The 17,432-nt window shown below is 66.0% G+C and carries 25 protein-coding genes; 2 read left to right on the top strand and 23 right to left on the bottom strand.

Going from position 1 to position 17,432, the window contains the following annotated elements:
* Positions 1–61 precede the first annotated feature (61 nt).
* From RYM47_RS05805 to RYM47_RS05695, 23 genes are all read right to left on the bottom strand, one after another.
* A complete protein-coding gene (locus RYM47_RS05805) occupies positions 62–592 on the bottom strand; it encodes a hypothetical protein (RefSeq protein WP_315386601.1) in 531 nt (176 codons plus the stop codon).
* Positions 592–915: a hypothetical protein gene (locus RYM47_RS05800; protein ID WP_315386600.1), complete on the bottom strand. Its 324-nt coding sequence runs from the start codon at positions 913–915 to the stop codon at positions 592–594. Before RYM47_RS05800 ends, RYM47_RS05805 begins: the two co-directional genes overlap by 1 nt.
* Before the next feature lie 46 nt (positions 916–961).
* The gene (locus tag RYM47_RS05795; RefSeq protein ID WP_102945302.1) at positions 962–2,023 is read right to left on the bottom strand and encodes a phage major capsid protein; all 1,062 of its coding nucleotides are present in this window, start codon (positions 2,021–2,023) and stop codon (positions 962–964) included.
* A 210-nt stretch (positions 2,024–2,233) separates the two neighbouring features.
* Entirely contained in the window at positions 2,234–2,650 is a 417-nt protein-coding gene (locus RYM47_RS05790) for a Gp49 family protein (protein WP_315386599.1), read from the bottom strand.
* Between the two features lie 9 nt (positions 2,651–2,659).
* Complete coding sequence (locus RYM47_RS05785; protein ID WP_315386598.1) at positions 2,660–2,977, bottom strand: hypothetical protein; 318 nt, start codon at positions 2,975–2,977, stop codon at positions 2,660–2,662.
* Between the two features lie 213 nt (positions 2,978–3,190).
* A complete protein-coding gene (locus RYM47_RS05780) occupies positions 3,191–4,249 on the bottom strand; it encodes a hypothetical protein (RefSeq protein WP_315386597.1) in 1,059 nt (352 codons plus the stop codon).
* Between the two features lie 12 nt (positions 4,250–4,261).
* The gene (locus RYM47_RS05775) at positions 4,262–6,298 is read right to left on the bottom strand and encodes a hypothetical protein (RefSeq protein WP_315386596.1); all 2,037 of its coding nucleotides are present in this window, start codon (positions 6,296–6,298) and stop codon (positions 4,262–4,264) included.
* Complete coding sequence (locus tag RYM47_RS05770; RefSeq protein ID WP_315386595.1) at positions 6,295–7,653, bottom strand: phage terminase large subunit; 1,359 nt, start codon at positions 7,651–7,653, stop codon at positions 6,295–6,297. Before RYM47_RS05770 ends, RYM47_RS05775 begins: the two co-directional genes overlap by 4 nt.
* A complete protein-coding gene (locus RYM47_RS05765) occupies positions 7,637–8,047 on the bottom strand; it encodes a terminase small subunit (protein WP_315386594.1) in 411 nt (136 codons plus the stop codon). Before RYM47_RS05765 ends, RYM47_RS05770 begins: the two co-directional genes overlap by 17 nt.
* Positions 8,035–8,853 carry a hypothetical protein gene (locus RYM47_RS05760; RefSeq protein ID WP_315386593.1) on the bottom strand — a complete coding sequence of 273 codons (819 nt, stop codon included), beginning with the start codon at positions 8,851–8,853 and terminating at the stop codon, positions 8,035–8,037. Before RYM47_RS05760 ends, RYM47_RS05765 begins: the two co-directional genes overlap by 13 nt.
* A 30-nt stretch (positions 8,854–8,883) precedes the next feature.
* The gene (locus tag RYM47_RS05755; protein ID WP_315386592.1) at positions 8,884–9,351 is read right to left on the bottom strand and encodes a hypothetical protein; all 468 of its coding nucleotides are present in this window, start codon (positions 9,349–9,351) and stop codon (positions 8,884–8,886) included.
* Between the two features lie 47 nt (positions 9,352–9,398).
* Positions 9,399–9,992 carry a hypothetical protein gene (locus RYM47_RS05750; RefSeq protein ID WP_315386591.1) on the bottom strand — a complete coding sequence of 198 codons (594 nt, stop codon included), beginning with the start codon at positions 9,990–9,992 and terminating at the stop codon, positions 9,399–9,401.
* Between the two features lie 168 nt (positions 9,993–10,160).
* A complete protein-coding gene (locus RYM47_RS05745) occupies positions 10,161–10,964 on the bottom strand; it encodes a hypothetical protein (RefSeq protein ID WP_315386590.1) in 804 nt (267 codons plus the stop codon).
* Positions 10,961–11,149, bottom strand: coding sequence for a hypothetical protein (locus RYM47_RS05740; protein ID WP_315386589.1), 189 nt, complete (start codon positions 11,147–11,149; stop codon positions 10,961–10,963). Before RYM47_RS05740 ends, RYM47_RS05745 begins: the two co-directional genes overlap by 4 nt.
* 165 nt (positions 11,150–11,314) lie before the next feature.
* Entirely contained in the window at positions 11,315–11,581 is a 267-nt protein-coding gene (locus RYM47_RS05735) for a hypothetical protein (RefSeq protein ID WP_315386588.1), read from the bottom strand.
* A gap of 154 nt (positions 11,582–11,735) precedes the next feature.
* Positions 11,736–12,443, bottom strand: coding sequence for a site-specific DNA-methyltransferase (locus RYM47_RS05730; protein ID WP_315386587.1), 708 nt, complete (start codon positions 12,441–12,443; stop codon positions 11,736–11,738).
* Positions 12,440–12,796, bottom strand: a complete 357-nt coding sequence (locus RYM47_RS05725; protein WP_315386586.1) for a hypothetical protein — start codon at positions 12,794–12,796, stop codon at positions 12,440–12,442. Before RYM47_RS05725 ends, RYM47_RS05730 begins: the two co-directional genes overlap by 4 nt.
* On the bottom strand, positions 12,793–13,260 hold the full coding sequence (locus RYM47_RS05720; RefSeq protein ID WP_315386585.1) for a recombination protein NinB: 468 nt from the start codon (positions 13,258–13,260) through the stop codon (positions 12,793–12,795). Before RYM47_RS05720 ends, RYM47_RS05725 begins: the two co-directional genes overlap by 4 nt.
* Positions 13,257–13,427, bottom strand: coding sequence for a hypothetical protein (locus RYM47_RS05715; protein WP_315386584.1), 171 nt, complete (start codon positions 13,425–13,427; stop codon positions 13,257–13,259). The genes RYM47_RS05720 and RYM47_RS05715 overlap by 4 nt, the downstream gene beginning before the upstream one ends.
* Positions 13,424–14,734 (bottom strand): DnaB-like helicase C-terminal domain-containing protein, encoded by a 1,311-nt coding sequence (locus tag RYM47_RS05710; protein WP_315386583.1) that lies wholly within the window; start codon positions 14,732–14,734, stop codon positions 13,424–13,426. Before RYM47_RS05710 ends, RYM47_RS05715 begins: the two co-directional genes overlap by 4 nt.
* Positions 14,731–15,570 carry a hypothetical protein gene (locus tag RYM47_RS05705; RefSeq protein ID WP_315386582.1) on the bottom strand — a complete coding sequence of 280 codons (840 nt, stop codon included), beginning with the start codon at positions 15,568–15,570 and terminating at the stop codon, positions 14,731–14,733. The genes RYM47_RS05710 and RYM47_RS05705 overlap by 4 nt, the downstream gene beginning before the upstream one ends.
* 79 nt (positions 15,571–15,649) lie before the next feature.
* A complete protein-coding gene (locus RYM47_RS05700) occupies positions 15,650–16,018 on the bottom strand; it encodes a hypothetical protein (protein ID WP_102945287.1) in 369 nt (122 codons plus the stop codon).
* 298 nt (positions 16,019–16,316) lie between these two features.
* The gene (locus RYM47_RS05695) at positions 16,317–16,535 is read right to left on the bottom strand and encodes a hypothetical protein (RefSeq protein ID WP_315386581.1); all 219 of its coding nucleotides are present in this window, start codon (positions 16,533–16,535) and stop codon (positions 16,317–16,319) included.
* Between the two features lie 84 nt (positions 16,536–16,619).
* Between RYM47_RS05695 and RYM47_RS05690 the strand changes: the two genes are divergently transcribed.
* Positions 16,620–17,051: a helix-turn-helix transcriptional regulator gene (locus RYM47_RS05690; protein WP_315386580.1), complete on the top strand. Its 432-nt coding sequence runs from the start codon at positions 16,620–16,622 to the stop codon at positions 17,049–17,051.
* 7 nt (positions 17,052–17,058) lie between these two features.
* Positions 17,059–17,373, top strand: coding sequence for a hypothetical protein (locus tag RYM47_RS05685; protein WP_315386579.1), 315 nt, complete (start codon positions 17,059–17,061; stop codon positions 17,371–17,373).
* Positions 17,374–17,432 lie beyond the last annotated feature (59 nt).

Raw genomic sequence — 17,432 nt, 5'->3', positions numbered from 1 at the left:
GATGAAAAGACGGCCAGCAAGGTTTCCCCAGCTGGCCGCCACCCCCGCCGCCAGCGGAGGGTTACTGGTTGGCAGCGCGCTTGTTGCGCTCGGCCTCGATCGCGGCGTGGACGCCCTTGCGGTCCTTGCCAGCCGCTTCTTCATCCAGCAGCGCGTCCAGCTCGTCATCCGACAGGCTGGTCAGGCCAGCGGTGATGTCGTCGACGGTGCCGTCCAGCAGGCTCGGCGCAGCCGGCGGAGCGTCCTGGTTGGCCGCCTGCTTGCCCTGCCCCTTGGCCGCCTGCTTGCCTTCGGCGCCAGCCTTGATGCCCAGCTTCTTCTCCAGGTCACGCAGCTTCGGGTAGAAGAACTTGCGCGCCCGGTCGCCTTCGGGCGTCGGCTGGTACTTGGCCACCAGCCCATCGAAGGCCTTCTGGGCGTCGAAGTCCTCGACCTCGATGTCCTTGGCCTGGTCTTCCAGCTCGTGCACCAGGTCCTCGCCGTAGATCTCTTCCAAGATCGGCTGCTCGTACTCCGGCACCAAGGCCGGGATCTTCGTGCTGGCGTCGCGGTCGATCAGCAGCAGCACGTGGGGGATCTTGACCTTGGCCATTACTGGACTCCTTCGAGCGTCAGCTCGGTGGCCGCCGCCGGCGCGGTGGTGACGTTGGCCCGGATGAAGTCGGGCAGGTCCGCGATTTCGACCGGGAAGGTGGTCGCGGAGTTGAGGGTCTGGATGGTCACGTAGGTGTCGGCGGTGCCGTCGGGCTTCTTCGGCGCGCCCTGCAGCTGCACCACACCGGTGCCCAGGCCACCAGCCGGGCCGTACAGCAGGCCTTCGCGGCCCTGCCCGCCCAGCAGCGGCGTGACGTTCAGTGCAACGCCAGCGCCTGCGGTGACGGTGCCCGGGACCGCAATCTTTTTGATGTTCGGCATTTCAGGTCTCCCGCCGGCGAGGGGCTGCCCCGCCGGCTGATGTGGGTCAGGCGATCGAGAAGACCGCGTTGCTGTTGCGCTTCTTCATGGTCAGGCCGTAGTCGGCGGTCTGCCCGAAGTAGTGCGTGTAGCGGTCGTAGACGCGCGGCGGCGTGCGCTTGACCATCCAGCGGCCCTGGACCGGGCGCAGCGTGATGGTCTTGCTGTTGAGGAAGTAGCCGCGCTTGGTCCACGGGTAGGTGATCGCACCCAGGCGGGCGTCGATGGCCTCGAAGGACGGATCCCACACGACCGGCACGCCCTTGAAGGCCAGCGCCTTGGTGGACGGGTCGACGGTGATGCCGCCAGTGGTGTTGATGCCCACGGTGATCTGGCGGGCCATCACCTTCAGCGCATCGGCCTGGATGGCGTCGTACATCGCCGCGCCCACCAGGATGAAGTTGGGCGCGCCCATCTTTCCGTAGGTGGTGGTCTGGCGCCACAGGGTTTCCAGGTGGCTGATCAGGTTGCCGGCGGTAGCCGTGCTGATGCCCATGTCGGCGAAGTTGCGCCAGTACGGCGAGGTCGCCGCATCGATGCCGCCGACGACGCCCACGTTCGGCGTGGTGCTGACCAGCAGGTCCAGTCCCGGCACAGCCTTCGGGTTGGTCGAGCCGTCCAGGTGGACTTCGATGTCCCAGTTCTCCTGGAAGCCATCCTTCAGCGCGGACCAGTTTTCGTCGAGCAGGTTGACGATCTGGATCTTCTCGGCATCCGACATGACCGCATTCTTGTCGTCGGTCAGGATGATGCCGTTGTTGGCCAGCTCGGTTTCGTTCAGCGTGAAGCCGTCGTGCGCTTCGTAGTGCTGGTACGGCGCCTTACGGACGGTGTCCTTTCGGTTGTAGGTGACCTGGTCGTCACCGGTGTAGTTCTGGTAGTTCGAGTCGTTCGAGATCCGCACCTTCTCGTTGAAGATGCCGTTGCCGAAGGTCGATTCCTTCTTGTTGGCGATCAGCCAGGAAGCGAACGGGCGCTCGGTGGAGAACTGGTCGATGGGGTCGTTTGCCGCGTACGACTCCATCTGACGGTTGGCACCAGCCAGCAGCTGGGCAGTGGTCAAGGGCATGGTTGTAGCCTCGAAGGGAAAGAAGGAGGCCCGTGGGGCCTTGGGTCTTTCCGCGTTCGAGGGGCGCGATGCCTCAGTACAGCGCTACCGGTGGCGAACCCGGCTTACGTCACACGCGGTATCGGCATCTGCCGATGGGGCGACTATGCGACAGGGGTCCGGACTGTCAACGGACCAAAGAAAACCCCGCCGGAGCGGGGTCTGTTGGGGTCAGGCTGCGGACGGGTTGTCGGGTCGCGGCGTACCGGCCAGGTCCGCTTCGGCATCGGCTTCGGTAAGCACACGGGCAGCGAGCTGGTCGCGCAGGCGGAATCCCAGGAGCGGCCACACCTTCTGGACTGCGTTCTGCCGCGCGATGGTGCGGCCGATCTCGGCGTCGAAGTTCTCCGGGCTGGCGCAGGCCGACTCGCCGGTGACAGTGAATCCGTTGTGCAGCACCAGCACACAGAAGGTCAGCAGGGCCAACTGCGGCGGCGCGTTGATTGCGGCAATCGTGAACCCGCAAGCCCCATCCTTCGCGGTGAAGTAGTGCTCGCTGGCGATCTCCGCCTCGATGTCGGCCGGGGTGACACGCGGTGCGGTGAGGCCCTTGGCCTGGATCTGTTCTTCGATGGTTTTGTCGTTCATGTTGATCCCTTAGACCGTGCTGCGGTTGTTGAGGGTGCGCAGGTCGATAAGAATCGAACGGGCCAGCTGCGTTTGGCCGGCGATCGCTTCGACGAGCGGGGAGCGAATCGGAGCCGGGCTTGCGTCGTTGGGGCAGCCCGTCGGCGCGTCCGGCAGCAGAACAGCACGAAAGCACTGGCGCGCGCGGATCAACTCTTCGGACAGCTGACTGAGGACCTTGGCATGTTCCTCCAAGGCCTCGTCCACCTCTGACACGCGCTGATTCGGATCACTCGGTTCGCAAGCGGAAATGGCGTTGGCGTCGTACTGGTGCAGTCGATTGTTCATAGCTGGCGGCCTCGGTTGGGTGTTGCGGGGTGAGGCGCAAGAATCCCAGCCGCCCGCCCATGTGCAACGGACACGAAAAAGCCCCGGGGTTGCCGGGGCTGGTATCAAGTTCCTGTAAAGGCGACGCTGGTTTTACAGCTCAGCCCCACATCCCGTAGCGCACGATCAGGATGGCGTGGATCACCCTGGCCAGCTTCGACGGGACAGGCCAGCTCATCGGCCCTGCGCCTGTGCTTCCGCGACACCGAAGGCAAATGCGTCGGTCGGGTTCTTCGGGGTGGCCGGCACTGCGGGCGCGGCGCTGGCGCGGGCGGGGTTGTTCGGGCGCGCGGCGACGGCCGGGGCAGCAGCAGGGATGGCCGGCAGACGCTGGTAGGCCTGCTGGATAGCAGGGGCCCACTGCGCCGGCGGCATGGTGGCCTGGATGATGTCGATGGTCGGCGCGAGGAAGGCGAACTTCTGCTGGAACTGCGGGTCTGCCTTCAGCTGCTGGCCCAGCTCATGCACTGCCTGCAGGCCCTGCTGCTCGGCCTGCTGCGTTGCAGTGACGCGGTGCTGGTTCTGCTGCTGTTCGTTCTGCAGCACGCCACGCTGGCGGTGCTGGACCAGCTCGACTGCTGCAGCACGCTCCAGGTCACCCGATGCCACCTTCTCGGCCAGGTCCGGATGCGCAGTCAGCGGGTCGAAGCCCGGCGCCTCGCGGCCCAGCTTCTCGCCCAGGTACTTCAGCTCGGCCTGCATGGTGTCGTAGGCGCGGCCCATACGCACCGGGTCGCCGGAGTTGATGTCGGTCAGGTACACCATCGCTGCGCCGAACTGCTCCGGGGTGGTGCCGGTGCGCTTGACCATGTCCTCCCAGCCGTCGACCTTCGCGGCGCGCTCGCGGAGCGACTCGGCCTCGCTGGCGCGCTCGGACAGCTCACGGAACCGCTTCTGGGTCCGCTCGTTGGTGATGCCCAGGTCCTTGATCTCGTCGTCGACGGACTGGGCCGCATCGGGCTTGGGCTCAGCAGCGGGCGCGGCGGCAGGATCGCCGCCCTCGCCTTCCACCGGCGCCGCAGGAGCGCTGGGGTCGACCACCGCGGCGGCGTCATCTGTCGGCGGCGGCACGACAGGAGCAGCGTCGGCGGTCTCGGCAGCGCGGGCTTCCTCCACACCAGCGGAGAAGGCGTCCAGCTGCTCGGTGGCGGGCGCTTCGACCTGTTCGGCGACGGTCTGGTCGGTGTCGGGTGCAGGCGTAGCGGCCTGCGCGGCTTCGTTGGGGTTCGGCATGGTGATCCTCGTTTAGGCGGCGGGGAGTTGGGGTGGCAGCACTTCGGGCGGCAGCTGCAGGCCGGGGTCTTGCATCGCCAGGGCGGCGGGGTCGTTCGCGGCAGGCACCGGGAGGCCGTCGGGGCCAGGGAGGCCCGGCACAGCGGGCGTCATGGGCGGCGCCTGCGGGATGATCGAATACGGGTCGATGCCGGTGTCGCCGGTGCGCTTGATGGTTTCCACCACCAGCTGTTCCAGACTGTCGGCGATGTCCAGCGGCGAGGCGCCGCGCATCTGGCCAATCTGCATCACCGCCTGCTGCAGCTGCGGCAGGAGCACCGACCACTGCTGCTGCTTCATGGCCGTGGCCGGCTTGCCCGACGATCCGGCGCGGATGTCCACTGCCACCAGCGCTTCAACCATGCCCAGGTCGCCAGTGGTGACCCAGAAGGCTTCCGGCCCGGCAATGGCCACAACGTCGTCATGCGTCAGCCCGTTCGGCGACATCGACACCTCGGCGGTATAGACCGACAGGTCGCTGAGCGTCTCGTCCAGAGTGTCGCGCTGGTAGCCGATGCGTGACTCGGTGCCGCGATCCTGGATGTCGGCCTCGGTGGCGGTCTTGGCCACGGTGATGGTCGACGACAGCGCCTCCTGGATGCCCCAGATCAGCTCCAGTTCGGAACGAATGGTCGCGGTGTCGTACAGCGCTGGGTCGATCTGGTTGTACTGGATCGGGAAGAGGACAGTGTTCGGCGAACCGCCGCTGAGGTTCAGCCCGATCATTTCCCCGACCGCGCCGGCCTTCATCTTGTCGGCCTCTTCCGGCTCCACTGCCCCGTTGTCGAAGCCCAGCTTCGGGATGGCGCGGCGGCGGTGCTCGCGGTAGTTGGTACGGGTGCGGTTGTACTCATCCAGCAGCGAGCGCGAACGGTCCACCAGCGACTGCGGGTGACGGCGGCCGTCAACCCACAGCGGCGCCCACTGGAAGAACGGGTAGAACCTGGTCGACTTCTGGTCCGGGGTGAACGGTGCGCGCAGGTAGCGCTTCAGGCCAGAGGCCAAGGTCAGCACCTGCCCCGTCTCGCGGTTCCACAGCTCCCAGATGCAGACGTTCGCCGCGGCGCTCTCGTTGGTGGTGCGCGGGCTGCCGGCGGTCGAGTAGGCGTCAGCGTCGGTGTCGGACACCTGCCCTGCCCGCTTCTCGGCGTCCGATGGCCGGACGTTGTAGTACAGGGTCGCGCTGGACAGCCGGTCAGCGACATCCGGGTACTCGGCCTTGGCCTTCTCGATCGGGCGGAAGATGCGCTGCACGATCCACGGGCTGGTCACGTAGTCCTTCAGCGTCGGGCACTGAATGGCGACCTGCATGTCGTCGCCACGCACGAAGTCGATGCAGAGCCCGCTGTAGATGACCTGCTCGACGTTGTCTTCCAGGCCGGCCAGCTGCTGCTCGTACTGCGCGCGCAGCTCGTCAGGGTTCGGCGCGTCACCCTCGGCCAGCTGCCGCTCGGTCGCCTGCAGCTGGGCGATCTGCGTGCGGAGCGTGCTGATCTGCCGGTCGGCGGCCGGGTCGCGCTCGGTCTCGCGGTGCCAGGCCGCTTTCATCCAGCCGATGCCGATGGTCAGGCCGGAGCGCACCATCTGGTCAGCGGCGGCCTTCAGCTTTCCCCGCTTCCAGAGGTTGGCGATCACGATCTCCAGCGTGCGCGATAGCATCTTCGCGTCTTCCACGCGGCTGGGCCCGGCGCTCTCGGCGGGCTGAACGCTGGTCTCGGGGTCACGGGTGTACAGGAAGCCGGTGAGGATGTTCACGTAGGTGCCGGCGATCGGCACCGACACGTCGTAGACCTCCGGGTCCACGCTGTCCTCGCAGTACCGACGGTCGATCGCGTAGCCCTTGCGTGCGGCCTTGTCGAACTCGCGGGCCTCGTCGATCCGTTTCAGCCAGGCGCCGACGTCGGCCTCTTCCTGCAGGATGCGGTTGGCCTCAGCTGCCCTGGCCTGCTCGGCCGCCGCGTCAGCGTCCAGCACTTCCACGAAGGCAAAGTCGTTGGTTTCGGGCGTCACAGGTTGTTTCTCCTACGGGCTGCTACGTCGTTTGCATCGTCGGGCTGGGATTCCAGCCACCTGCGGGTATGGGGCACCAGGGGGGCACTCCGTTCAACGGATGGACGCTCGCGGGCGCTGGCCACGGCCGGGAACCTGGTGTGGATGAAGTAGCCCAGAGCGTCCGGCGGATGGTCGAAGCCGGTGGTTTTGTCAGGCATGCCGTTCTCGTCGTAGGCCTGCTTCTCCAGCGCCTCGGTGGTCTTCGGGCAGCCGTACGGGTTCACCAGCAGCCGGCGTTTGCCCTTGGCGTTGCAGATCATGGCGTTGACGCTGACCACGCGCGCGCGGATGCGGGGGTTTGCGCCAGCGACACGGACGGTGAACCCTGCAGCGCGGAGCAGGCCCAGGTCGGAGACGCTGGCGTTGTTGGTGTGCGCGCTGCCGCCGCTGGCATCGGGGTAGACCGTGATGCGGTTGTCGGGGAATCGCTCCCGCAGCGCAGTGATCATGGCCGGGGTGTCACGGATCCCGGTCAGCTCTTCCAGCGCCATCGGCTGGTCGTTGCGGATCACGCAGATCACCGCGGTCATGTTCATCACGTTGAAGTCCATGCCGACGTGCAGCGCCTCGCCAACGGCAATCGTGGCCGTGGTGCCGTTGAGCTTCCGGCTGAAGGCGCCGTAGACCGAACCCGTGGTCAGGTTGACGAACAGCCCCCGGATGTACGCCAGGACCAGCTGCTCCGGGTACGTCTCGAACAGGGATTCGATGTAGTCCTCGGGGAGGAACGCCTCGTTGTCGTACGTGCTGGCATGCACCTTGCCGTACAGCGCGGCCTTCTTCAGGTCGCTCCCGGGGATCTGCTCGAACTGCTCGTAGACGAAGTTGAACCCCTCTGGCGTGGTCGTCACATCGATGCCGTTCTGCAGCCCGGGGGCCTTCACGCGCAGGCGGGCGATGATCTTGCGCCAGGCCTCGTGGGCCTTTTTCTTCTTCAGCGTGTCGATCTCATCAACCAGGGCCTTGCCGACCTTGAAGCCCACAATGCTTGCCGGCTTGTCCATCGACCGGCAGATCACCGTGCTGCGGTACTGCCTGCCGGCATACAGGTGCACTTCCTTGTTCGACTGGTTGATCTGCGCCCGCAGCCCCCAGTCGAAGGCCACTTCCTCCACGGTCGGGTAGAAGATGTCGCGGATCTGGGGGTAGCTCGGGGCGAAGTAGCCAGCCGGGATGCGAGGGAATTCCCAGGCGTGCTGACACAGGGAGCCGCACCCTACCCAAGTCTTCCCGGAGCCGAACCCACCCACGAAGGCGCGGAACTTGTGCGGCAGCGCCAGGAACTCGGCTTGCGGCTCATTGAGCGTTGGCATTCTTCCGCCCGCTGATGATCTCGACCTTCACCGACGTGGGGACTGGCGTCTCAGCGGGTTCCACGCCCTTTTCGAGGCCGGCCAGCTTCGCCTTGCCCATCGTGGCCTGGACCATCGCGGCTCCTTGCCGCTTCCGCTTGGCGACGATGCGAGCCTCTTCCAGCTCCTGCAGCAGGCTGGCCATGGTCACGGAGTGGCCGACCAGCGCAACAGCCCGCAGCTCAGCGAGCCTTGCGGCTATCTTGGGGTTGTCCAGCAGTTCCTTGGCCGAGCGGTTGATGGTCTCCGGCTTGGCGTTCGAGGCGTTGTAGCAGAGGCGGTAAGCCTCACTGGCGTTGCCGGTCTCGAGGTAGCGCTGGCAGAAACCCTCCTGCTTGGGGGTCAGCTCTCCCATGCCCGGGCACCCTTCCGAAGGTTGTCCGCCGCCCATAGCGGCTGCAGGTTGCTCAGCGCCCAGCATTCTCGGAACTGGGCGGGGTCGGTGTGGTCGTACCAGGCGCATGGTTTGATGTGGTCTACATGCCACTGGCCGTAGTTCTCCCAGCTCATGCCGGGGGTGAACTGCGCCTGCAGGTGGCTCATCAGGTCTTCGGCCGAGTAGCCCAGTCGGCTGAACAATGCACCATCCGACCTGCCCTTCAGCGCCGCCCACAGCCGTGCAGCTACTGCGTTGCGGATTCGCACTGACGGGTTGGTGGCGCGATGTTCCCTGCGGGATGCCGCCCGGCGGGCGGAAGCATCAGTCCTCTGGAGCCGGTAGGCTTCCCGCTCATCGTCCGATGGGGTGAGCGCGGCGAGCAGCTCGTAGCTCTCCCACGCTGCGCAGGCAAGCTCGGCGAGGGTTACGCCCAATATCGTAGCGATATCCTCTTCGTGCCAGCACCACAGAGCCAGCAGCCTTGCCTGCCTCAACTTCTCGGGGGTTGTGAGATCGGCAGTTCCCAGGGGGCAAGTGTCAGCGCGCCTACCGAACGCGCCCGCCGCAACGCGGCAACCCTGTGCTGCCTGCTGGCTGTTGTCGACACCTGCCGGCTGGTCGTCCCGGTACTGCGCGCCCCGGGTGGCGCTTCCGTCGTGGTTCTGCCAGCCAGGAATCGGCCGGGGGTCAATTCCACCGACGCTGCCATCGGCCCGCACGATCGAAGCGTGGAGGTCAGTCATGGCATGCAGTCGGGATTCGGGCGTCTGGCGGTCGCTCATGGCGCTATTACGCGCTCGCGGCCAGATGGATCAACGGAGCCAGGCGGCTGCCATGTACTGCCGGCGGCGGCCGTGGATCCTGGCCAGCTGGCACAGCGCCTCAGCGAAGGCACCGTGGAAGCCCCACATGTCCAGCTGCTCCGGCACGTCGCCCAGTTCGCGCCCCATGGCCTCGAAGTGGAACACCAGGTCGTCGGCTATGTCCTGCTGGGTCGGGCACGCCGCGCTGTTGCCGTTGGTGAACCTGCCGGCGTAGGAGCAGACGAACCACTCCGGGTGGGACATGACCATCGTGTCCGCGCTCACCGACTCGCTGCGCAGGGCAAAGACCCGGCCGTCCGGAGCGGCGAACACCAGCGTCCCGCAGCTCCTGGCCCGGCGGACCTCCTTCACCTTGGCCAGCGCTCGCTCGGCGACCCGCTGCACGTCGGCTCGCACCGTCACCACCCCGACAGGCAGGGCCGGCCGATGGAACTGGCGGTGAGGCGCCTTGTCCATACTGGCCGACCGCCGGGGTCGATCAACGGTTTTGAGCCGGGCTGCGGTCATGCCTGGACGTGCCCTCGCGGGCGCGGCTTGCTCGGCGCCGCACTGGCCAGGCCATCCATGCCGGTGCGAACTTCGTCCGCCTGCAGCCCCATCACGTCGCTGCCGAGCTGGGTGTTTTCGTGCCACAAGGCGATCAGCAACGCGTCAGAGCGGCCGTTGTCCTTCTTCCGCTTGAGGTTGGGCTGTGCACTGGGGAATCGGGCACAAGCCAAGACGCGGCCTGCGTCCTTGGGTTGCTTCAGAAGGCCGAACGACCCTTTCCAAACCGCCGGAATGGCGCGGGTGGTGGGGATGCCGAGCACTTCGAACACCGCCTGCAGCTTCCCGGCCATCTGCCCGAAACGGAAGGCGCTGGTTTTGCCGTCGATGGGCATGGCCCCCACCTTCTCGATGCAGGCAGAGACATAGGCCCCGGGGTGTGCGGCGCGCTGCTCGCGGATGAACAGCACCACCGCGCGCGCATCGATCTCGCCCCAGCCGTCCACGTCCATCGTGGGCATATCCAGGTGCGCGCCGGGCTCGCCGTCGACCAGCGCGAAGATGGCGCCGGTCAGGCCCGGGTCGATCCCGAAGGTCAGTCGCATGGTCATAGGGTTCCCCTCATCAGAATCAGCACGTTGCGGATCGTCACGTTCAGCGCGCCGATCTCGTCGAGTTTGTAGATGCGCCACATGGTCTTTCGCTGCACGGGCAGCGCTTCACCAGGTCGATGTGCGCACGCTCAGCCTTGGTGAGGGCCTTGGAGTTCTTTGTGCGCATCAGGCAGCTACCTCGGCGCGTTTTGCCCGCGCCGTGGCCAGAACCTCTGCGTACGCCTCGGGATGCTGCCGGTCGAAGGCAGGGATGCTGCCGCGTGCCCAGCGGCCCTCACCCAGCTGCTGCAGCCAGCCGTCGGATGCGCAGAAGCGGCGCGGGTCGACGCCGTGGGCGCGAACACCCTTCGCCGTGGTGAACCCGTCCAGCTCGATGTCGGCCAGAACCTTCAGTGCACCGATCTTCCAGGGCGTTAGGCGCAGCGGCGCCGGCACACCAGCGGCGACCAGCGGCACGATCTCGGGCAGCTCGCAACGCTGCTCCGGGTTCCAGTCGAACCAGGCGGGCTGTCCCCACTCCCGTAGTGCTCCGCCATCCGTGTCCCACGGCGCGGTGCTGCGCAGGTCCTGCCGGTGCACCTCCCGCTGGATCTCCTGGCCCGGCTGCGGGTTCCAACGATTACTGCAGCTGTCCGGCACCAGCACCTGCACGCCGAGCGATTCGAGCATCCGTGCGATGCCCTGGTTTGCCTCGGTCGTGCATGGCACGAGCACTGCTCGGAAGTCAGGACCGCGCGCGCCGGCACCGCCCCAGAGTTGCGGCAGGATCTGATCCGCCACCTTCGAGTTGAGCTGCAGCTTCGCCTCGATGCCGAGCTGGTGCCCGGTCGCCGCCCACACCGCGAGGATGTCGAAGCCCGCCGTTTCCGGATAAACCACCCAGCCGCCGGTCGAGGTGAGGCACTCGATCAGCCGCGCGCACAACGCAGCTTCGCTCGGGTACAGCGCCTTGATCTCCGCTGCCTTCATGCTGCGGCCCTCCCCTCGGCCAGCCGCTGGTCCCGCAGCGGCGCCACGGCGCGGGCGTCGACCTCGTTGCCCTCGCCCACGTCCATGGTCGGCATGTCCAGGTACGGGCCCGGCTCGCCGTCGATCAGCGTGGTGATGGCGCCGGTCAAGCCGGGGTCGACCCCGAAGGTCAGTCGCATGGTCATAGGGTTCCCCTCATCAGAATCAGCACGTTGCGGATCGTCACGTTCAGCGCGCCGATCTCGTCGAGTTTGTAGATGCGCCACATGGTCTTTCGCTGCACGGGCAGCGCTTCACCAGGTCGATATGCGCTTTCTCGGCCTTGGTGAGGGCCTTGGAGTTCTTCGTCCTCACAGGACACCCCCGCGCACGTCCCGCACCATCTGGTCGATCTTGGAGGCGATGCGCGATCCGTCACCAGCAGCCTTGCGCTGCGCCTGCGCTGCCAGAATCAGCAGCTGCTCGGCGCAAAGCCCGTGCAGGGCAGCCGGGTTGCACTTCTGCAGGCAGCGCCCCTGGGTGAAGCACTCGCCGCTGGCGACCATGCACTGCGCGTGCGGAATGAATCCTGCGCCGCTCACGATCCCACCCCCGGCGCTGCGGGCAGCGGATGCCATTTAATGGGCTGGGTCGCCGGGCATCCAAAGCCATGCACACGCCACGCAAGCTCATTTGCATCCCAACCGCCACGAAGTACGCGCGTATGCCATCTCGGGTGATCCAGCAAAACTGGTCGCCCGTCCTTCGGAGCGTTTTCAATGTCATCCCAGCTCATGCGATCAACCTCCCTTGGCGCTGTGCATCTTCAATGCGTCGGCATGCGACGTCGAAGTGGCGCGGGTCTTTCTCAATGCCGACGTACTTTCTGCCCATGCTCACGCAGGCAATCCCAATAGTTCCGCTGCCCGCAAATGGGTCAAGAACGGTCTCTCCCGCATCGGTGAAATCACTGACAAATGCTTCTGCAAGAGCCACCGGCTTCTGGGTGGCAACTTCGGTTGCAGACTTCATTGGTGCCATCCGCCAGATGGCTGCTCCGCCACGTCGATTCCATCGCTTGGGTCCAGCGCCATGGAGGATCAGCACTGATTCATGACCGCTGCCAGGACGGTCACCGCTCAGACTTGGCATGGGCGCAATCTTGACCCATGCACCGAGCCGGATATGTTCGGGCCAGTCGAAGGTGAGGCCGGCATGGCGGTGGTCGCAGGTCATCACCGTCCATCGCTTTGCTGCTTGCATGCAAAGCTTGGTTATCTCTACGAAGTGAGCATCTTCAAGAAACTGAAAATCAATGAAGCGAGAAGCTCCCTGCCGGTACCTGCTCCTTGCGGTCTCTTTCTTGCTCGTTCTGGCCATCGAATGCGTCCTCGCCCCATAGGGCGGGTCGGTTATCACGTGATCAACCTTCAGATCAGGCAACACCTCCCTGCAGTCCGCCAAGTACAGGGTTGCATCGCCTATAACTTGAACTTTCATGCCCCTTCCCTCTTCTCGTAAGCAGCTGCCTTTGCTTCAGCCGCGGGGTCATTCATCCAGACCAGCACCATCCGGTTCAGGTCGATATCGCAGGAGCTGCACAGGGGCCGGAACAAACGGCCATCGGCGCACACCTGCCACTGCGAGCTGGCCTTGGCACCACAGCGGGCGCATGGGAGACGCTTGATCCCAGCGCTGGTGTAGGGCGTGGACCGGCCGTGGCGGCGGAAATCGGGAATGTGGCCGAATCCATCGCAGCGGTCGCACCGCACTCCCCATTCGCTACCGTCGGGGTTGTGCCAGCGCGTGCCGCCAGCGCCATCGCATTTCGGGCATTTGACGGCGTCGTTCATGCCGCCCTCGCTTCGCCAGCCAGGCGCTGATCGCGCAGCGGCGCCACGTCGCGCAGCTTCACGTCGTTGTCGGTCGCCCACCACTGGGCGAAAGTGATCAGGTCTGCCATGTCGGCCACGGTCATGCGCCGGGTCTGCATGGCCAGGTTGACGATGCTGCTGCCGTCGAGCGTGGGCACGATGTCGCCCTGCTGCCGGTTCGACTCGCGCGCCCAGGCGTCGACGAGCAGGCGCTTCCAGCCCTCCCCGTCGATCCAGCGGCCGGCCCACTGCTTCTGCTGGGCGATCTCGCCGCAGATGGCGTGGAACATCGCGTTCTGCTCTAGGCTGCGGCTTGGCTTGTGCTCCTGCACGGTGACGCGCACGTCCTGGCCGGCATCGAGGAAGCTGCAGGCGAAGTGCCAGGCCGCCGCCATACGTGCGCGGGCGTCTGCCGCGCGGAGGATGTAGGTTCCGGGCTTCATGCGGTCTCCCTCACGTTGTCGAGCACCCGGCGAGCCATGGACCGGTACCATGTGGCCAGAGCGCGGCCGATGGGCAGCAGGCCTTCCTCGGTTTCGACTGGCAGCAGGTCGGCCTCGATGGCCTCGGCCTGCTGGATGCACCATTGGGATCGTTCTGCGGGCGTCATGCGACCTCCCCAAGTTCGTCGGCTGCGCTGCGATTGACGAAGGACGTGGAGCCGCCGTGCCAGGTCACCGGCACCGTGCCGATGTTCCCGTGGCGGTTCTTCACGACGTTGATTTCGGCCGGCGAGCGTTCGGCCTGCGGGTTCGACAGGTCGCGCCACAGCATCATGATCTGGTCGGCTTCCTTCTCGATTTCCGAGCTGTCGGCCAGATGCTTCATCTGCGGACGTTCGCCGTCGGCTTCGCGGTTGACCTGCGCCAGCGCCACCACCGGGATGCGAAGGTCCCGCGCCAGGTTCTTCAGTGCGCGGGCGATGCTGCCTACCTGCTGGTACTTCGGCGCGCGGGCCATCGAGGCGATCTCGATGCGCTGCAGGTAATCCACGTAGAGGGCGCGGATGCCGAGCTGGTGCTTCCATCGGCGCGCCTCGCGGATCACCTCGGTAATGTCCGGCGACGGCCGGTCGAGGATCCGAACCGGCATGGCGCCGTAGCGTTCCGCCGCATCCAGCAGCGCATCGACTTCCTCGTTGCGGAACTTGCCGGCGCGCAGCCGCCCGACATTGACGCGGGAGCCAGCAGCCAGCCAGCGCAGGCCCACCTGGTCCGCCGGCTGCTCGCCGGAGATCAGGCCCACCGGCCCAGCCTTCGCCGCGGCGGCGGTGGCACCCAGCAGGAACCCGGTTTTGCCCATGGCCGGGCGCGCGCCGACGATGATCAGGTCGCTGTCGTGGAAACCGCCCAGTGCCTCGTCCAGGTCGTAGATGCCGGTGGACACCCCAATCAGCTTGCCGCCGTTGCGCTGCGCCTCCAGCGCCTGCGCGATCGCCGCATCCAGCGCCGACTGCGCGGTGTGCTCGAAACTGCGGTCGACCGTGTGCAGGGCCATCAACCGCTGGATCGCGGCATCGACCGCGCCGCCCTGCCGCGACTGCGCGCCGTCCTGCAGCTCCCGGGCGATGTCCAGCGCCTCGCGATCGCGCCATGCCGCCATCAGGATCTCGGCCTGGTAGGCCGGCTGGCTGCTTGGGTACAGATCCCGATCGGTACCGACGGCCGTTGCCAGATCCCGAAGCCGATTGCTGCCCATGCGCTCGGCGACATCGGCGATCGTCACCGGGTCCACCGGCTTGTCCCCGGCGTCCATGCTGCGGATCAGCTCCCACAGCTGGCCGTGCCCTTCATTGGCGAAGTGCGCGGGCTGCAGCGGCATGTCCACGATGCTGGACGGCCGAGCCATCGCCGTGTGCAGCACCTGCCGCTCGACCTGGTGCACCGCCGCGCGCTCGTTCTCGACGATTGTGCTCATGCGCTAAGCCTCGGCAGTGCGCCCTTCTGCGGCGCAGGGCCCGACGTGGGCCGGGTCGGTGCGGAGTTCTGCGCGCGGCTGAGCCAGGCGTTCACGAACCGCATGGCGCCGGTACGGGTCTTCCGGTTCTTCGGGTTGGAGATCGTCCAGGCCTTGATCGCCCGCAGCTGCTGCAGCACGTCGATGCCCGGGTACAGGTCGCCGAACTCCCGCACCTGCGCCTCGGTGATCGGGAACTCCTTCCCGTCGTTCAGCAGGAAGCTGACGGCAGTGGGTGAGGCAGGCTCCGTTGGCAGGAGGTCACCGGCCGGAGACGACGAAGTCGGCGCAGCGCAAGAGCTGTTTTCCTTCCCTTCCTTTCCCGTCCCTTCCCTTCCTTCCTTCCTTCCTTCCCCTAGTGCATGCACTTCACGCGTGCCGCACGCGTCGTCCTCGCGTGGCTGACGCGTATCGCACGCGTCCAAGGTGTTGTTTACGTGGGAAATTACTTCGTCGGCTTCCGACACATCGGGCAAATCGGACTTCGTTTCCCGGTTGTTGATGACCTGGTGCTTGGTGAAGGTCGGAATGACCCCAAACCACTCATTTCCGACGCGGTACTTGATGATGAAACCACGCGTGAGCCACGCGTCGAGCACGCGTGAGAAGTCGATCAGATCGTGCGGGAGGGTCTGTGCTTTGATGGTGCGGGGACGCCATGCGAATCGCCCTTCCCTATCCGCAACGGTGAACAGCATCACCCAGGCGAAACGGACCGGCAGCCCGGTCTGCTCTTCCAGATCGAACATACCCTCGTGGGCGGCCAGCTCAGGTTTGACGGTGCGGATGCGTGCCATCACGCACCCCGCAGCAGCTGCAGGCAGCCGGCGATGTGCCACAGCTCCCGGACCACGATCAGGGCTTTCTCGGTCGCGTTCATGGCCACTTGATCCCCAGGCTCTGGGCCAGCGGTGCCATCGCCCTGGCCAAGTTGGTGAACTGGGCGATCGCCTCGGCATGCTGGGCGTCCGGGCAGGTCAGGAACTTCTCGACCAGGTAGTGCACCGGGGATACGTCACCGGTCTCCTTGATGTACCGCTCCAGCTCGTCGATCGTCATGCCGCGCGGCTTGCCCGACGTGTCGCCGCCGGCCAGCTTCTCTGACAGCTTCGACGGCGCCAGATCCATCTTTCCGGCCACCGCCACGACGCCGCCGTGGTGCTGGACCTGCACCAGCAGCAGCTCTCGCAGGCTCCTGGATGTGTGGGTGAGTCCACCCTGGTAAGTGATGCTGAGGTGTCGCATGGATGCCCCTTGCTGGGTAGTGGGGAATCGCTGGGACGGTGCCGTCCCCTGAATTCCCCTGCTTGGTTCTCAAAATGGCCGCTCCCCAAATCGGTAGAGCAGCCAGTGTCGAAATCTCTTCAGCGAGCCGGATCCAATGTCCTGTCGCTAATTCGTGTGGGTGGCAGGTGGTTTGCGGTGGACCGCGCGGGCAAGAAGGTGAACGTGCGGCCGGTGAAGCAGAGGGATCGCCAGCCGCCGGAGCCTGGAACGGGCGTGGTGCTGCCCTTCCCTGCTCGGAGCCAGTGACGTGGATAGATCAGGGGGGGAGCACGACGGCCCGGGATTTGCGGCGAGCGTTCTTGCGCTCGACCTTGGCCGCCAGGTCGACCAGCGCCTTGCCGGTCTCGTAGGACGGGGTGACCACCTGCCGGCGAATCCGGTTGATGGTGGTCTGGTTGACGTTCAGCTCAACGGCGATGGCCTGTTCGGTCATGCCGCCAGCCACGAGACTCACGATGGCGTCGGAGGGGTTCATGGCGATGATTATGCATCATTGCATCTTGCTGGCAATGCATCGTTGCATTCGACCCGACGAACGGTCATGGCGGACCATCCCGCGATGACTTATCTCGCGAAGAACCTCCGGTTCCTTGCCCGCCGCGCCGAGATCAAACAGGCCGCGCTGGGCGAGAAGCTGGGCATTCAGCAATCCACCGTGCAGCGGATCATGTCCGGGGCAACCGAGTTCCCGAGGCTGGACAGCCTGCTGGCCATCACCGCCTATTTCCGGTGTTCGCTGGACGAGCTTGTCCACCATGACATGGAGCTGGAAGACGCTCCGGCGTCGTCTCAATCGGTGGGATTCGGCGATGCCACCATGGCCCAGGCGGTGGAACTTCTGCACATGCTGGCCGAGTTGAGGCCGGACGACGCGAGGTTCCGCCGGGTGTCATGGCGTGCCATCCAGGTGACCGCAAAGGCCATTACCAGGGCCGAGGGGTCGCAGAAGCAGGCGGTAGCCATGATTTTGGAGGAACTTGTTAAGGAGTAGAGCCACCGTGCCGCTGGACCAAATCGCGCTGAAGACCCTCGCCATCGAACTGGCATCGGCCCTGCCGCCTGTTGGCCCTGACCAGGGGATGGACCACCCGCTGGACATGTCGCCCCGGGCGAAGAAGATGCGCGCCATCCGGCGGATCGCGGATGCCCACAACTGGCACTCGGCGATCGAGCACTTCCTTGACATGAAAGACGCCGAGTACGTCTCGGACCTGACCAACCCCCAGCTGGACGATCTGCTGCAGCGGATGCAGGGATACGTCGACGCTGCCGAGATGGGCTGCAGCTTGGCCGATAGCCTCCCCGCCTACTGAGGCGGGGGTCTTCACGCGGGAGCGGCTGAACCACGACCTACCGTTCGTCGGGAAATTCG

Source organism: uncultured Stenotrophomonas sp. (assembly GCF_963519125.1).
In the GTDB taxonomy this organism is placed as follows: domain Bacteria; phylum Pseudomonadota; class Gammaproteobacteria; order Xanthomonadales; family Xanthomonadaceae; genus Stenotrophomonas.
Note: the sequence above shows the minus strand (reverse complement) of the source record. Positions and strands in the feature narration are given on the sequence as shown.

What these genes read in the sequence shown, in the direction of transcription:
- RYM47_RS05805 (WP_315386601.1), bottom strand. Translation starts at nt 592, where the DNA reads ATGGCCAAGGTCAAGATCCCCCACGTGCTGCTGCTGATCGACCGCGAC.
- RYM47_RS05800 (WP_315386600.1), bottom strand. Translation starts at nt 915, where the DNA reads ATGCCGAACATCAAAAAGATTGCGGTCCCGGGCACCGTCACCGCAGGC.
- RYM47_RS05795 (WP_102945302.1), bottom strand. Translation starts at nt 2,023, where the DNA reads ATGCCCTTGACCACTGCCCAGCTGCTGGCTGGTGCCAACCGTCAGATG.
- RYM47_RS05790 (WP_315386599.1), bottom strand. Translation starts at nt 2,650, where the DNA reads ATGAACGACAAAACCATCGAAGAACAGATCCAGGCCAAGGGCCTCACC.
- RYM47_RS05785 (WP_315386598.1), bottom strand. Translation starts at nt 2,977, where the DNA reads ATGAACAATCGACTGCACCAGTACGACGCCAACGCCATTTCCGCTTGC.
- RYM47_RS05780 (WP_315386597.1), bottom strand. Translation starts at nt 4,249, where the DNA reads ATGCCGAACCCCAACGAAGCCGCGCAGGCCGCTACGCCTGCACCCGAC.
- RYM47_RS05770 (WP_315386595.1), bottom strand. Translation starts at nt 7,653, where the DNA reads ATGCCAACGCTCAATGAGCCGCAAGCCGAGTTCCTGGCGCTGCCGCAC.
- RYM47_RS05765 (WP_315386594.1), bottom strand. Translation starts at nt 8,047, where the DNA reads ATGGGAGAGCTGACCCCCAAGCAGGAGGGTTTCTGCCAGCGCTACCTC.
- RYM47_RS05760 (WP_315386593.1), bottom strand. Translation starts at nt 8,853, where the DNA reads ATGAGCGACCGCCAGACGCCCGAATCCCGACTGCATGCCATGACTGAC.
- RYM47_RS05755 (WP_315386592.1), bottom strand. Translation starts at nt 9,351, where the DNA reads ATGGACAAGGCGCCTCACCGCCAGTTCCATCGGCCGGCCCTGCCTGTC.
- RYM47_RS05750 (WP_315386591.1), bottom strand. Translation starts at nt 9,992, where the DNA reads ATGACCATGCGACTGACCTTCGGGATCGACCCGGGCCTGACCGGCGCC.
- RYM47_RS05745 (WP_315386590.1), bottom strand. Translation starts at nt 10,964, where the DNA reads ATGAAGGCAGCGGAGATCAAGGCGCTGTACCCGAGCGAAGCTGCGTTG.
- RYM47_RS05740 (WP_315386589.1), bottom strand. Translation starts at nt 11,149, where the DNA reads ATGACCATGCGACTGACCTTCGGGGTCGACCCCGGCTTGACCGGCGCC.
- RYM47_RS05735 (WP_315386588.1), bottom strand. Translation starts at nt 11,581, where the DNA reads ATGGCATCCGCTGCCCGCAGCGCCGGGGGTGGGATCGTGAGCGGCGCA.
- RYM47_RS05730 (WP_315386587.1), bottom strand. Translation starts at nt 12,443, where the DNA reads ATGAAAGTTCAAGTTATAGGCGATGCAACCCTGTACTTGGCGGACTGC.
- RYM47_RS05725 (WP_315386586.1), bottom strand. Translation starts at nt 12,796, where the DNA reads ATGAACGACGCCGTCAAATGCCCGAAATGCGATGGCGCTGGCGGCACG.
- RYM47_RS05720 (WP_315386585.1), bottom strand. Translation starts at nt 13,260, where the DNA reads ATGAAGCCCGGAACCTACATCCTCCGCGCGGCAGACGCCCGCGCACGT.
- RYM47_RS05715 (WP_315386584.1), bottom strand. Translation starts at nt 13,427, where the DNA reads ATGACGCCCGCAGAACGATCCCAATGGTGCATCCAGCAGGCCGAGGCC.
- RYM47_RS05710 (WP_315386583.1), bottom strand. Translation starts at nt 14,734, where the DNA reads ATGAGCACAATCGTCGAGAACGAGCGCGCGGCGGTGCACCAGGTCGAG.
- RYM47_RS05705 (WP_315386582.1), bottom strand. Translation starts at nt 15,570, where the DNA reads ATGGCACGCATCCGCACCGTCAAACCTGAGCTGGCCGCCCACGAGGGT.
- RYM47_RS05700 (WP_102945287.1), bottom strand. Translation starts at nt 16,018, where the DNA reads ATGCGACACCTCAGCATCACTTACCAGGGTGGACTCACCCACACATCC.
- RYM47_RS05695 (WP_315386581.1), bottom strand. Translation starts at nt 16,535, where the DNA reads ATGAACCCCTCCGACGCCATCGTGAGTCTCGTGGCTGGCGGCATGACC.
- RYM47_RS05690 (WP_315386580.1), top strand. Translation starts at nt 16,620, where the DNA reads ATGACTTATCTCGCGAAGAACCTCCGGTTCCTTGCCCGCCGCGCCGAG.